The sequence below is a fragment of the Bradyrhizobium sp. AZCC 2230 genome (assembly GCF_036924495.1).
GTDB classification, from domain to species: domain Bacteria; phylum Pseudomonadota; class Alphaproteobacteria; order Rhizobiales; family Xanthobacteraceae; genus Bradyrhizobium; species Bradyrhizobium rifense.
Map to the genome: position 1 here is coordinate 4,999,976 of NZ_JAZHRS010000001.1, position 12,769 is coordinate 5,012,744.

Consider the following 12,769-nt stretch of genomic DNA (forward strand, 5'->3'; position numbering starts at 1 on the left):
ATGCACTCCTGGCTAACGGCAATCGCGATCGGTCCCTGAAGTCGATCAAGCTTTGGCAGCCTACCTCACCATCGCATCAAAAATCAGCGGCGCCAACTCCGTCTCGATCCGGCCGCGGTGCGATGGTGACTGCATCATGCAGAGCGCGAACAGATCGTCATACGGGTCAACAAAGAAAAAGGCGCCGGCCACGCCATCCCATCCATATATGCCTGGCGGCCACGGCCTCTTCGGCTGCGGCGATGTAAGCACGGCAACGCCCAGTCCGAATCCGGCGTGGACTGCCAGAAAATAAACACTAGCAGGTGCGATTCCGCTCTCAGGACCGATTTGGTCCGACGTCATCAGGGCCACCGTCTCCGGCTTCAGATAGCGTCGTCCGTCAAGCGTGCCGCCATTCAGGAGCATCTGCACAAAGCTCGCGTAGTCGCCGGTCGTCCCTACCAGTCCGGCACCACCGGATTCCCAGCGCCTATGCACCATCGGTTCCCTGATTCCGGCAATGGGTGGATCTATCAGATCATCCGGCAGGAACTGGGCAACCAGCGGGCGCTTTGCCTCGTCCGCAACAAAAAACGCGGTATGGCTCATGCCAAGGGGATCCAGCAGCCGCTCCTTCTCGAACTGAAACAGCGATTGTCCTGAAACCACCTCGATCACCCGCCCGAGCACATCGACGGAATGGCTATAGGTCCAAGTGGTGCCCGGCTGCTCGGCGAGCGGCAGGTTCGCTAGGCGCGCAGCGAACTCGGCGTTGTCAAAATCGCCGCCGTAAAGGTCGGCCTGCCGATAGAGTTTTTGCACGGGGCCGTCGCCGTAAAACCCGTAGGTGATACCGGAAGTTTGTCGCATCAGATCGAGTACGGTAATTGGGCGCTTGAGCGGTTCCAGCGTAAACACTGGCTTTCCAGTCGCGTCGAGCTTTTCCACGCCGACCTTTACGTCGGCAAAGGCCGGAATGTATTTGGAGAGGGGGTCATCGAGCGACAGCTTGCCGTCGTCAACCAGCATCAGCGCGGCAACCGATGTGATCGGCTTCGACATCGAATAGAACCGAAAGATGGTGTCATCCGTCATCGCTACCTTGGTTGCGACGTCGCGCAGGCCGAATTTTTCATAATAGACTGGCTTTCCATGCTGCTGGATCAACAGGATCGCACCTGGAATTTTACCGATCGCGATCTCATGTCGTAGATAATCACCAACCCGCTGAAGGCCCGGTTGCGAAAAGCTTCGTGCGGCCGGCGTATCTCCAAACGTGGCGTTCGAACTTGCAGCAACGAGCGCGGCAACGAGCGCGAACGGCACTCTCCTTGCAGCCGCCTTGATTCGTTGGCCGGCTCGCGTCAGACTTTTAAAATAGGCCGAGGTGCCGCATGACGAGGACGTACTAAACATGTTGCCTCGCCCCAATGGTTTGTGCCGAGCCGCCGTCATTGCGGTCGCGAACGAGCCTGCTGCTGTTTTTCGCGCCCAGCAACTGAGATCGCTCTGGAAAGATCATCTTGCAGTGCGTTCCGAGTTGGCGGTATCCAGCCTGACACAGATCAACAAAGACCCGGCGCGTTGCTACTCTTGCGTCTCTTGTTAGTTTAGAGCGATTTCCTCCGGCGTGGAAGCCATCGCGTGGCGGCCGTGCAAACAAACCGGTCCAGCCTTCTTAGCGCCGCTCTTCGGATGAATGCCAAACTCGCTGGTGCTGGCAGTCGTCCTGCCCGCGATGTCTGAGTTGGGTCAAAAACGATAGACGCAACGTAAGTGAACCCGGTCCGCTGAACCCCGCTAAACGGACCTCAGCGAGACGTGCTGCCACTTCGCCGATGGGCCACAAACCGACCAAATAGGCAGTCTAAGGACCGTGACCTTCATCGCGGTGTCGGAGAGTGGGGGCGACAGCTCATCTCCGGCGGGTCTGCCCGGTCAAGCTTGGTCCTCAGCCCCCTGGCGCGCGATGCACCTATCATAAATTGCTCTTCGTGGTACTCTATCGCTCACCAGCGCGATCGGAGGTTGCCATGATCATCGAAGGGACGTTTGTTGCATCCGTGGTCGATATAGTAGCAAAGAAGCTCGTCGACATCTTTGGAGCGCGCGCAGATTCGTTCTTCGATAAGGATGAAGTCCGGGCAGCAAGCTACACGTCGTATAAAGCGTTGCGTCGGATGGACGATATTCTAGGCGACGTCGAGAAAGACATTACTGAGCTCGATCGTTTACGCACGAGTCCCGCGGGGGAAGACGCTATCGCCGCCCATGAGCATGCGCTGGAACGTTTCCGTATTCATCTTTCGCTTCTCTCAGAGCAGCTCCAGACAGTAATAGCCTCATTTTCTGCAATGAAGTTAAAGATGGAAATATATCAATCCATGTGCGAAGCGGCGCAAGTCGAGCTCGCGGTAGGCTGGGACACCAACTTGGTACATCGGATGTTCGGCTTCGATTATGATCGTGATGATAAAAAGTTCGATTTGCTGTCGCTATGGGCGGATATGAAAAAGTCTGTCGAAGACGCCCGGCGCGCAATAGGTGCCTTTATCAAGGCGAATTATAAGATCGAGCAGAAAGAGTCTGGCCGCTAGCGGGCCGAGTCTGTAAGTGGCCGCGCCGGTTTGATTGCCCAATCGAGCTTCGGTCTGGATGCCGGTCCGGACGCGCCAAGCGGATGTCCGCTTTGGGGTCACAAGGCGACGATCGCGCAGCCCGGGCCGCGAGTCCGCTTTGCTCTCGGAAGCAGAGATCGCGGACCTGGCGTACCCTTCAGTTCAGGCGACCAGGCCCCGCGAGCAGGCGCAGCACAATTCCGAACAATTCATTCTGCGCGGAAATGCCGAGCCGCTCATAGGCGCGCTTGCGGTAGGTCAGGGTCGAATGCAGGCTGATGCCGAGTGCTTGCGAGATCGCCTCGGAGCTGAAGCCGAGCAGGATGCGGCGGCAGACCTCCTGTTCGCGCGGCGTCAGCGCGGAGAGTGGCGCGCGCGTCTCGAACAGCGCCGCGAGGTTCTGGCCGGGCGTTGCAGTCGCAGTCTATGACGACAAATCGTCAGATGGTCTTTCGCCCTTCAGATTGCCGGTTTCGGAATACCATGGTACAACCTAGAGCTGACGGGACGGCTTTTCCGTCCCGCATTTGGGGAGCTGTCTCATGAAATTGTCTTCAGGCTTCGCCGTGCCGTCAGCCGTCGCTATTTTGTCAGCCGTCTTGCTATGCAGCGCCAGCGGTACGGCAATGTCGCAACCCACAACCGGCTCAGACTCCGCGCTTCCCGCCGTCTCGGTCGAAGCACCGAAGCAGATGGCAAAACCAACGATTGCGTCGCCGCGGAGGTCAACGACATCGACAGCCCACCGGACATCCGGCTCGTCAACCGCTCAAAATCCGGTATTCGCGCCGGGTACGGCATTGGGGCGGCTTGCCAGGCTGGAGAAATCCGCCAGCACCTGCAACGGTGGTTGCGAAACAAGTTACAGGGTCGGCAACGCGCCTTGGGTTGGATGTAGTATAAGTGGTGATCGCGATATCAGCAATTTCTCGCCGACGTGCCGAGACACGCTGACCTACAACACCTACGCGCAGTGCGTCGACACCAAAACCTTCCTGGGCTCGACCTCCAGAGAGGCTCGGTGGATTTGCAGCAGCCTGCTAGCCGGAGGCAAGTTGGCCGGCGAAAATCGAGTCGCCGAAATCAAGGGCCGCCGCTAGTCCACACCGCCCGAGACACAGGATCGCATGGCTCGACGGATTTCGAGCCATGCGCAATGCCCGCTTCGGATCAGAAGCGGTGGTCGATCCAACGCCCCCTAACGTCGCGTCTTTCCCCGGATAGCGGAAGTGGCGGCGACTCTTGCGATGTTCAGCCGAGAAGCTGCCACCGCGCGAATGACGCGATGGGCTGGCTTCGGACCAGAGAAGCTGCCGTCACCGACGGTCCGGGAACTGCCACGCAGGCTGATGATCGATCATGCCTAGTACAATGCGTCGTATTTTGCGCTGAGAATTGCTTCAAACAAGCGGCCAAGCTGCAGAGGCGAAACGACTCGGCCTGCATCTGTATCGACCCTGTGCACCAAGATGAGGTCCTGCTCCGGCAGTACCATCATCACATGACCACCGGCTCCTTGAGCACTGTAGCCGGGAGGCATGATCGTTGCCGGGAAATGGATACCGTCGCGGACCACCCACCACATGTAACCATAAGCTCCGGCCGGGCCCGCATCTGAGTAGGGTTGCACGCTGAGCTTCACCCATTTCTTCGGCACCACTTGGTGACTGCCCCAGCGTCCGCCACGGAGATAAAGCAGCCCAAACCGCGCAAGATCCCTGGCCGTGAGACGGAACGGATAGGCGCGGTGGATGCTCTTTTCGAGCTCCACGTAATCGCCGTCCTTCGCGTCTGGCCCATAGCGAAAATCTTCCATACCGCAGGGTATGGCGATCCGATCCCGGAAGGCCTCATACAAACCAAGACCGGCGCATTGCTCGAATATCGTGCCGAGCGCGTTAAAGTCCCAGTTGTTGTAGCACCAGAACGTTCCTGGACCGTGGCTGTGACGCGCTTCCCGCCTTGCGATCATCAAAGCGGTTTCGTACCCCGTCGGATGGAAGACACCGGAGCGCGCCATGAGCAGCGAATTTATGGACGCCAGGCGCTCGCGATCGCTCAATCCCTCCTTGTCGTCGATTCCGAGTGACGCAAGAGTGGAAGACAGATCAATTTTTCCTTCAGCAACGTAGATGCCGAACAGAGCCGACAAGAGGCTCTTACGAATCGAATGACACATGAAGCGATGAGCGACCGCGCCCGTCTGATGAACGACCGCTCCGCGTTCGATAATCATCAGAGCAGCAGTCCCAATCTCATCCGCGATTGCGTCTACATGAGCGAGCGCGTTTGGGGACCAGCCCGCGGCCTCGGGCGGTGTCATTTGCCAGATCGGCTCCGGCCACTTTTCCTCGTCTCCTAGCCCATCCACAGAACGCCCCTCGACCTTCGCGAAAATCCAAGAGGCGGCCCGGATACCTGCTCCAACCTCTCACCCCTGGTTCAATATTAGCTGGTGGCGGTCCTGCCTACTAGCTCAGAGCGAGATGCACGGAGCGCGGTCAGGTGTCCGCTTTACCCCCGGAAGCAGAGATCGCGGACCTGGCGTACCCTTCAGTTCAGGCGACCAGGCCCCGCGAGCAGGCGCAGCACAATTCCGAACAATTCATTCTGCGCGGAAATGCCGAGCCGCTCATAGGCGCGCTTGCGGTAGGTCAGGGTCGAATGCAGGCTGATGCCGAGTGCTTGCGAGATCGCCTCGGAGCTGAAGCCGAGCAGGATGCGGCGGCAGACCTCCTGTTCGCGCGGCGTCAGCGCGGAGAGTGGCGCGCGCGTCTCGAACAGCGCGGCGAGAGACTGGTCGGGCGTTGCGGTCACGGCCCGCTGGAAATGGCGCGCGACGCTGGCGCCAATCGCCGGTGCGATCGCCTGCAGCCGCGCACGCTCGACGTCGCCAAAGCGGCCCTGGGCGGTGATGCGGTAGAAATTGACATAGAAGCAGATGTCGCCCGTCCAGATCGCAGTCGCGCATTTGTCGACAATGTCCGAGTCGTTGAAGAAGATTTTTCGGTAGCGCGCGCCATACATGCGCGGTGCGAACGACGGCAGCACGATCGGCCCTCCGCTCTCGGCTTCGAACAGCGCATCGCGATTGGGATCGGATTGGTGAAACTGCCCGGCATAGGCCGCGCCGAGATCACCGCCGGTCGGGATGTTGCCGACATCGAGCAGACAGCTCGCCGCGCCGGCGCGCGTTAGCGCAAACACCATGCAATGGCCGACGCCGGCCTGCCGGCGCAGCGTGTCGATGAGGATGTTTGGAAAATCCGGACGACCGATGGCGAGCACCGCGGGCGTGACGTCGCCGGCCGCTGGAGTTGGGGGCGCCGCGTGGGGCCGCATGGGATTCCTCCGCCAAGGTTGTTTGGCGGAGGATATCAGCAAGGGGATTTGGCTGGAAGTCGGCTGGGCCGACGTATGCCGCGTGGGTCCCGGCTCTGCGCAGCATCGCTACGCGCTGCAGCGCGTCCGGGACACGAGAGCGTTGCTGGTCGATTCAGTCTCGTGCCCCGGACGCAGCGCAGCGCTTCTTCAGCGGTGCGCTGCTGAGCCGGGGCCCATGCCGAACGACGGGCTGCTCGCCCCTACCCCACCGCCGCCTTCGCCGGCGCGACGTTGATGGCGAGCTTGCCGTAGCGGTCGGTAAAAGCCTCGGTGTCGATCTCTTCCAGCTTGATCTCGCCGCTCATCACGCCTTGCTTCCAGGCCGCCTGCGCCGGATCGTTCTGGAACTCGGGCATCACCTCGCGGCCGAACAGTTCGAGCGATTCGCAGATGTGCTCGTGGCTGTTCTTGCCCGCTTGATTCAGCAGGATGACCTGGTCGATATGCGACGACTGAAAGCGCTTGAGCTTCTTGCGGATCGTCTCCGGCGAGCCGATCAGGCCGCCGCGCAAGGCGGCCTCCTGCGCTTCCGGATTGTCGCGCTTCCATTTGTTGTACTCGTCCCACATGTTGACGGTGTAGGGCGCGGGCCGCTGACGGTTCTGCGAGGCGCCGTAGAAGCGCAGCGCGAACTGGAAGAAGGTGGCGCCGTCGGCGCGCGCACGCGCCTCTTCATCCGTCTTCGCGCACATGAAGAACGACACCAGCGCCATGTTCGGGTTGATCTCGTAATCGGCGAGCTTGGCAAGACGCTTGGTCATCGCGTTGTAGTAAGCATGCACCCAGGCATGCGCGGCATCGGCGCTGACGAACTGGAATCCGAGGGCGCCAAAGCCGTGGCGGCCGGCACGCTCGATGGTCGGCAGCTGCGAGCAGGCCATCCACAGCGGCGGATGCGGCTTCTGCACCGGCTTCGGCACGACATTGCGCAAGGGGATGTCGAAATATTTGCCGTGATGCTCGGAGCCTGCATCCTTGAACATCGGGAAGATCGCGGCGACGGCCTCCTCGAAGACTTCCTTCTTGGTCTCCATGTCGCGGCCGAACGGCGTCAACTCGGTGATCGAGGCGCTCTCGCCCATGCCGAATTCGCAGCGGCCATTGGACAAGAGGTCGAGCACCGCGACGCGCTCGGCAACGCGGGCCGGATGGTTGGTGGTGAGCTGGAGGATGCCGTGGCCGAGCCGGATGTTCCTGGTGCGCTGGCTTGCGGCAGCAAGAAACGACTCAGGTGACGGCGAGTGTGAATACTCTTCGAGGAAGTGATGCTCGACCACCCAGGCGTGGTCGTAGCCAAGCTTGTCGGCGAGCTCCATCTGCGAGAGTGCGTTCTGGTAGAGGCTGAGCTCGTCGCCGGCCACCCAGGGCCGCGGCAGTTGCAGCTCATAGAAGATGCCGAACTTCATGACGCTTCTCCCAGTTTTCTTGCCCGCTTATTTTGTTGCGGGCATCTTAATGCGTGAGGCGGCACTGTCTACGCAGTCGCAATTCCGCCTTGCGGGAGAACGCGCTTCTCGGCGCGGCGGCCATTCAGGACCGCACCGATGAAGGTGAAACGCACCAGGAGATGATAGCTCGCCAGCATCGGCGGAATCGCGACGACGAGAATGATGGCGAATTTGATCAGCCCGGGCCAGTCGCGTTGCGACAGCGCGACCTGCAGCGTCATCACGATCGGCATGTGGATCAGATAGAGCCAGTAAGAGGCATCAGCGAGGTAGCGTCGGGTCGGGCTGAAGCCGGACATGAAGCGAAGCGCGAGACCGATGGCGGCGAAGCTCGAAATCCATATGGCCGGCGCGTACAGGATCGCGGAGACAAGCCTGAGTGTGGCGAAGCTGAAAGGCAGTTTCGGTGCACCCGGCGCGGACGTCATCACCCCGACAAGCACGAAGCTGATCAGGATCAGGCCAAGCGCGATCAGGAGATGCGACAGCCAGCGTCGCTCGAGCAGCCGCAGCAGATCGACCTGCCGATGCAACAGCCAGCCGACGCCGAAGGCGATGCCGAAGCCGATCCAGGCCTGCACGTTGGTGATGAGCGATTGATCCGGCGTCCTCACGCCCATCACATTGATCCAGCGTGGGTCGAGGCTGAAAGCGATGCCGATCGGGATCGCCAGAAGCAGCGGCGCCAGCGGATTGCGCATGATCCGTGCGAAGACGCCGTCGAGAGCCGCGCGCCCAGTGCCTGATGGATCGAACCAGACGATGGCGCCGCGCAGCGTGCTGACTGACAGAGATTTCTGCCCGCCAATCTGCCCCATCGGGTCACGGCCTTCTCGCCCGATCCAAAAATCGGCTAGCCGATTTCCCGGCGCGGCTGGTTGATCCCGGGATCGCAGTCGGTTTCCGACCGGCTCAGCGCCTCGCGCCGGAATTCGGTCGGGGTGACGCCGGTTTCGGCCTTGAAGGCGCGGTTGAAGGGTCCGATCGACTGGAAGCCTGCATCCATGGCGATGGTCAGGATCGGGACCTCCCGTTGCGTCACATCAGAGAGCGCCAGCCTGGCATCCTCGATGCGGTAGCGATTGAGGAACGCATTGAAGTTCCGATAGCCCAGCCCTTCGTTGATGGCCTGACGAAGCCGGTGCTCGGGAACGTCGAGCCGCGCCGCCAGCGCGCCGATCGCAAGACCTTCCTGCCGGTAGGTTCGCTCCACGGTCATCAGATGGTCGAGACGCCGCAGCAGGATCGGATCGACGGCGACCCGGGGATCGACGACCACCCGCCCCGCGGTGGCGCGATCGGCCTCGCGCGCATCGCTGGATGCAATTGCCGCCGTAGCGTCGTTGACGGGCACGGCCGGCTGCGTGGCGAAAGCCCCCAGTCCGGCGAGGATGGCCACCAGGAACAGGCCGAGCGCGGTCGGGAAGCTGCCGGGCGCGCCGGGAACCGCGACAGGAATTGCGGCGAAGCCGGCGACGGCGACGGCCGCGATGAGCAGGACATTGATCGCAAGCATCGCCAGCCGTAGTCGGCGGCGTCGCGCGACCAGATCGGCCCGCCAGGTCTTGACCGTTTGAACAGCGGCAGCGAGGGCCAGCACCAGGGTGCCCAACGCCAGGACTCGACCGCCGGCGCCAGCCAAAGCGGGCCAGTACGCCCAGCCCAGCGTGATCGCAAATCCATAGGCCACGACGCTCAGCCACATGGCGCCGTGCCACCGCTTAAGCTCGAAATCGTCGTCGAACGCCGCGCGCGCCCACAACCAGAATACGGCAGGCTGCGCGGACAGGATCGGCAACGTCCACCACCAAGCCGTTTTGGGGAAGCTGGGCGCGGTCACGATCGCATAGAAAATGCCGCCTGCGCACATCGCGATGCCCAGCAAGACATTCTGATTGGCGGGGCGACGCTGGAGCGCCGCGAGAACGATCAACAGGAACACGCCGCTCGCCGCGCCGCGAAACCCGAGATCGATGGCCGTCAGCCCCATTGCGTTCACAACTCGGATTTCCCCTTTGACAGTCAATTCTCGCATCGGCTCGGTGCGGGCACAATCTCAACTTGCGCTGATGATCCCACCGGCAACAGGCTGGCCCCGCTTGAACCGGCGGGGCGAATGGTTAGTTTTGGGGGATGGCGAATCGCTTCGTTTCGCCCCTCCTCAAAGCAGACATGCCCACATTCACCCCGCACCAGGATGCCGCGCTGAAAGCCGTTGGCGATTGGCTGAAGGCCAAACCCGGCCGCAACGGCACACCGCCGATTTTCCGCCTGTTCGGCTTTGCCGGCACCGGCAAGACCACGCTGGCGCGGCACATCGCCGACGGCGTCGACGGTGAGGTGAAGTTCGCCGCCTTCACCGGCAAGGCCGCGCTGGTGATGCGCAACAAGGGTTGCGACGACGCCTCCACCATCCATTCGCTGATCTACCGCGCCCGCGAATCCGGCGAGGAGCAGCCGAGTTTCGAATTGTGGGACGACGCGCCGGCGTCCAAGGCCAAGCTGATCGTGATCGACGAATGCTCGATGGTCGACGCCGAATTGGGCCGCGACCTGATGTCGTTCGACTGCCCGCTGCTGGTGCTTGGCGATCCCGCGCAGCTGCCGCCGATCCAGGGCGGCGGATTCTTCACCAACACCGAACCCGACGCGATGCTCACCGAAGTGCATCGCCAGGCTCAGGACGATCCGATCGTGCGGATGTCGATGGACGTCCGCGAGGGCCGCGAGCTCGACATCGGCCGTTACGGCGAGAGCGAGGTGGTGTCGCGCAAGGAGCTCGATCCTGATCGCGTCATGGGCGCCGACCAGGTGCTGGTCGGCCGCAACAACACGCGACGCGCCTACAACATGCGGGTGCGGCAGCGGCAGAACATCGAGGATGTTTTTCCGGTCGCCGGCGACAAGCTGGTCTGCCTGCGCAACAACCGCAAGAAGGGCCTGTTCAACGGCGGCCTGTGGCGGGTGAAGTCGCGCAACGCCTCGCGCTCGAAATCGCGCATCCTCTCTATGCGGCTCTCGCCCGATGAGGATTTCGGCCACAAGGTCACGAAGGTCTCGGTGCGCGCCGACTGCTTCGAGGGCGGCATCGAGGCGATCGCCTGGGAGCAGCGTAAGCCCTATGACGAATTCGACTACGGCTACGTGCTGACCGTGCACAAATCGCAGGGCTCGCAATGGGACGACGTCGTGCTGTTCGACGAGAGCTTTGCGTTTGGGGAGAGTCGCGCAAGGTGGCTGTACACGGGCATCACGCGCGCGGCGAAGCGGTTGAGTATCGTGGTTTAAAACTCCGCTCCCGTAGGGTGGGCAAAGGCGCAAAGCGCCGTGCCCACGATCTCTCTACGCATACAAAAATGGTGGGCACGCTTCGCTTTGCCCACCCTACGGCACCGAGAATGAGGCGCGGATGCCGCGCCCCGCACGCTGCTGTCACTTCCCCGCCAAAAAATAAAAATCCTCGCGGCCCGGCGGCGAGCCGTATGAAAACGGCTGCTGCTCGTGCTTGGTCATAGACCAGACGTCGTCGCGGACGATGTCGAACAGCTTCCGGATCTCGACCTTCGGAACCCTGATCTCGCGGGCGAGCGCGGTGGAGAACGGGCTGTCGGCGCCGTTGTCGCCGTCGATCGCGGTCTCGCCGTGCTTGGCGGCGTAGACCACCATGAAGCCGGCGCCGGGCTCGATGTTGGAAAAGCCCTCGTCGACCAGCTTCAGCGACAACGTGTGCTGCATGGTCGGCGCGAACGGATTGTCGCGGCAGGCATCCAGAATCACCAGACGCACTTTTCGCGCCGCGCCCACCGCTGCGATCACCTGCTCCAACGCGACGGCCTGGGTCTCGGCGTCCCGGTCGACGGCGAGCTTGGCATCAACAGGAACGAGATAGTTCACCCCGCCGATCTCGAAACCGTGGCCGGCGTAATAGACCACCGCCCAGTCGGCCTTCTCCGCTTCGTCGGCAAAAGTCTTCAGCGCGTCGAAGAACTTGTCGCGGGTGAGGTCGCTGACCGAGATCACGGTCTGGAAGCCGACGTCCTTCAGCACGCTCGCGATCATCTTCGAATCGCGCGGCGGATTGGGCAGAGCGTGGACGTTCTTGTAGGCGCCGTTGCCGATCACGAGCGCGACGCGGCGCCCGCTGGGCGCGCCGCCCGGCGTTTGCGGCGTCAGCGCGGCGAGCCGCTCCTGCGCGATGGTGCGGGCGCGGGCGACGTCGAGCTCGTCGAATTTCGTCAGCGAATAGGCGGCCGAGCGATAGTCGGCGCGGGCCTGGGCGAGATCCTTCTTGCGCTCGTAGACCTGGCCGCGGCCGGAATGCGCGCGGATGTTGTTCGGATTGATCTGGAGCGCGGCATTGTAGTCCTTCAGCGCGGCATCGAGATCGCCCTTCATGAAATAGACGTCGGCGCGATTGTTGATCGCGTAGACATTCCTCGGCTGCTTCTCGATCAGGCCGTTGCAATCGGCAAAAGCCTGGTCGTACTTGCCCATCAGGCCGTAGGTGGTGCAGCGGTTGCCGGCGATCTGCTGCGCGGTCGGATCGATCTTCTCGGCCTCGGCGAAATCGGCGAGCGCGCCATCATAATCCTTCATCAGCGTGCGCACGCGAGCCCGGTTGGTCCAGCCGAGGATGAATTTGGGCGTGTATTTGATCGACAGGCTGAAATCGTCAAGCGCGCTTTGCAGCGCGTCGCGGCGCAGCTGGATGACGCCGCGATTGTTGTAGGGAACACCGTAGGTCGGACGCTTCTGGAGCGCGAGGTTGTAGTCGGCCATCGCGAGGTCGTCCTTCCCCGTGCGCTCATAGGCGAGGCCGCGCAGATTGAGGATGATGACGTTGTCTGGGTCGAGGCCGACGGCCGTGGACAGCACATCGATGGCGCGATCGTAGTCGCGCTTGTTGATGAACGTGTTGCCACGCACGGACAGCGCGACTGCCTTGTCCTTGCCGGTGACGCGGTCGGCGTTGAGCAGGTTCTCGCAGGCCGTCGTCCGCGCCTGGGCGTCGGCCTGGCGGTCGCGGCAAATGGCGAGGTCGTCGCCGGCTTGCGGCTCGGCCGCTGCGATCGCGACGCCGGCGACGAGTATGACTGATATCAGGGGGACGACGCGCAGCATGTTGTCAGATCAGCTCCCACCACCACATTTCTAAGTCGATCAGCGATCGCGCCGGTTCATCTAGCCTGGAGTTCCCCACCCCGCCAAGCCGGGCCACGGCTTGCGGCTTTTTTCACGGGTTCGTGTCTCCAAGGCCGTAACAATCGCCCGGTCCGCCCGTATCTCCGATGTCCGAAAACGACGGGGCAGGCTGTTCGCCCGCCCTCAACCGCCCTA

Annotated in this window: 10 protein-coding genes and 1 pseudogene; 3 read left to right on the forward strand and 8 right to left on the reverse strand. The window is 62.2% G+C overall.

The genetic code is table 11. The annotated features are described in order from the left end of the window. Positions 1 to 60: 60 nt before the first annotated feature. Complete coding sequence (locus V1280_RS24000) at positions 61 to 1,398, reverse strand: serine hydrolase domain-containing protein (RefSeq protein ID WP_334529704.1); 1,338 nt, start codon at positions 1,396 to 1,398, stop codon at positions 61 to 63. Between the two features lie 617 nt (positions 1,399 to 2,015). Between V1280_RS24000 and V1280_RS24005 the strand changes: the two genes are divergently transcribed. Next, positions 2,016 to 2,579 carry a hypothetical protein gene (locus V1280_RS24005; protein WP_334529707.1) on the forward strand — a complete coding sequence of 188 codons (564 nt, stop codon included), beginning with the start codon at positions 2,016 to 2,018 and terminating at the stop codon, positions 2,577 to 2,579. 178 nt (positions 2,580 to 2,757) lie between these two features. On the opposite strand, the pseudogene V1280_RS24010 reads toward V1280_RS24005, so the two are convergent. Next, positions 2,758 to 3,015, reverse strand: a pseudogene (locus V1280_RS24010) (helix-turn-helix domain-containing protein); the annotation flags it as partial. Positions 3,016 to 3,142: 127 nt separating this feature from the next. On the opposite strand from V1280_RS24010, the gene V1280_RS24015 reads away from it, so the two are divergent. Then, the gene (locus V1280_RS24015; protein WP_334529710.1) at positions 3,143 to 3,700 is read left to right on the forward strand and encodes a hypothetical protein; all 558 of its coding nucleotides are present in this window, start codon (positions 3,143 to 3,145) and stop codon (positions 3,698 to 3,700) included. A gap of 263 nt (positions 3,701 to 3,963) precedes the next feature. On the opposite strand, the gene V1280_RS24020 is transcribed toward V1280_RS24015, so the two are convergent. The 5 genes from V1280_RS24020 to V1280_RS24040 all read right to left on the reverse strand — a co-directional run bounded on the left by V1280_RS24020 (position 3,964) and on the right by V1280_RS24040 (position 9,422). Continuing rightward, positions 3,964 to 4,923, reverse strand: a complete 960-nt coding sequence (locus tag V1280_RS24020; RefSeq protein WP_334529713.1) for a serine hydrolase domain-containing protein — start codon at positions 4,921 to 4,923, stop codon at positions 3,964 to 3,966. Positions 4,924 to 5,153: 230 nt separating this feature from the next. Then, the gene (locus tag V1280_RS24025) at positions 5,154 to 5,942 is read right to left on the reverse strand and encodes a helix-turn-helix transcriptional regulator (protein ID WP_334529716.1); all 789 of its coding nucleotides are present in this window, start codon (positions 5,940 to 5,942) and stop codon (positions 5,154 to 5,156) included. A gap of 242 nt (positions 5,943 to 6,184) precedes the next feature. Next, complete coding sequence (locus V1280_RS24030; protein ID WP_334529719.1) at positions 6,185 to 7,390, reverse strand: LLM class flavin-dependent oxidoreductase; 1,206 nt, start codon at positions 7,388 to 7,390, stop codon at positions 6,185 to 6,187. A 68-nt stretch (positions 7,391 to 7,458) separates the two neighbouring features. Further along, positions 7,459 to 8,250 (reverse strand): acyltransferase family protein, encoded by a 792-nt coding sequence (locus V1280_RS24035; protein WP_334529722.1) that lies wholly within the window; start codon positions 8,248 to 8,250, stop codon positions 7,459 to 7,461. Between the two features lie 35 nt (positions 8,251 to 8,285). Further along, the gene (locus tag V1280_RS24040) at positions 8,286 to 9,422 is read right to left on the reverse strand and encodes an AraC family transcriptional regulator (protein ID WP_334529725.1); all 1,137 of its coding nucleotides are present in this window, start codon (positions 9,420 to 9,422) and stop codon (positions 8,286 to 8,288) included. Between the two features lie 182 nt (positions 9,423 to 9,604). Between V1280_RS24040 and V1280_RS24045 the strand changes: the two genes are divergently transcribed. Further along, positions 9,605 to 10,720: an ATP-dependent DNA helicase gene (locus V1280_RS24045; protein WP_334529728.1), complete on the forward strand. Its 1,116-nt coding sequence runs from the start codon at positions 9,605 to 9,607 to the stop codon at positions 10,718 to 10,720. Positions 10,721 to 10,864: 144 nt separating this feature from the next. On the opposite strand, the gene V1280_RS24050 is transcribed toward V1280_RS24045, so the two are convergent. Next, on the reverse strand, positions 10,865 to 12,553 hold the full coding sequence (locus tag V1280_RS24050) for a caspase family protein (protein WP_334529731.1): 1,689 nt from the start codon (positions 12,551 to 12,553) through the stop codon (positions 10,865 to 10,867). Between the last annotated feature and the right edge of the window lie 216 nt (positions 12,554 to 12,769).

Coding starts and splice junctions, on each gene's coding strand:
- V1280_RS24000 (WP_334529704.1), bottom strand. CDS start 1,398: ATGTTTAGTACGTCCTCGTCATGCGGCACCTCGGCCTATTTTAAAAGT.
- V1280_RS24005 (WP_334529707.1), top strand. CDS start 2,016: ATGATCATCGAAGGGACGTTTGTTGCATCCGTGGTCGATATAGTAGCA.
- V1280_RS24015 (WP_334529710.1), top strand. CDS start 3,143: ATGAAATTGTCTTCAGGCTTCGCCGTGCCGTCAGCCGTCGCTATTTTG.
- V1280_RS24020 (WP_334529713.1), bottom strand. CDS start 4,923: ATGACACCGCCCGAGGCCGCGGGCTGGTCCCCAAACGCGCTCGCTCAT.
- V1280_RS24025 (WP_334529716.1), bottom strand. CDS start 5,942: ATGCGGCCCCACGCGGCGCCCCCAACTCCAGCGGCCGGCGACGTCACG.
- V1280_RS24030 (WP_334529719.1), bottom strand. CDS start 7,390: ATGAAGTTCGGCATCTTCTATGAGCTGCAACTGCCGCGGCCCTGGGTG.
- V1280_RS24035 (WP_334529722.1), bottom strand. CDS start 8,250: ATGGGGCAGATTGGCGGGCAGAAATCTCTGTCAGTCAGCACGCTGCGC.
- V1280_RS24040 (WP_334529725.1), bottom strand. CDS start 9,422: ATGGGGCTGACGGCCATCGATCTCGGGTTTCGCGGCGCGGCGAGCGGC.
- V1280_RS24045 (WP_334529728.1), top strand. CDS start 9,605: ATGCCCACATTCACCCCGCACCAGGATGCCGCGCTGAAAGCCGTTGGC.
- V1280_RS24050 (WP_334529731.1), bottom strand. CDS start 12,553: ATGCTGCGCGTCGTCCCCCTGATATCAGTCATACTCGTCGCCGGCGTC.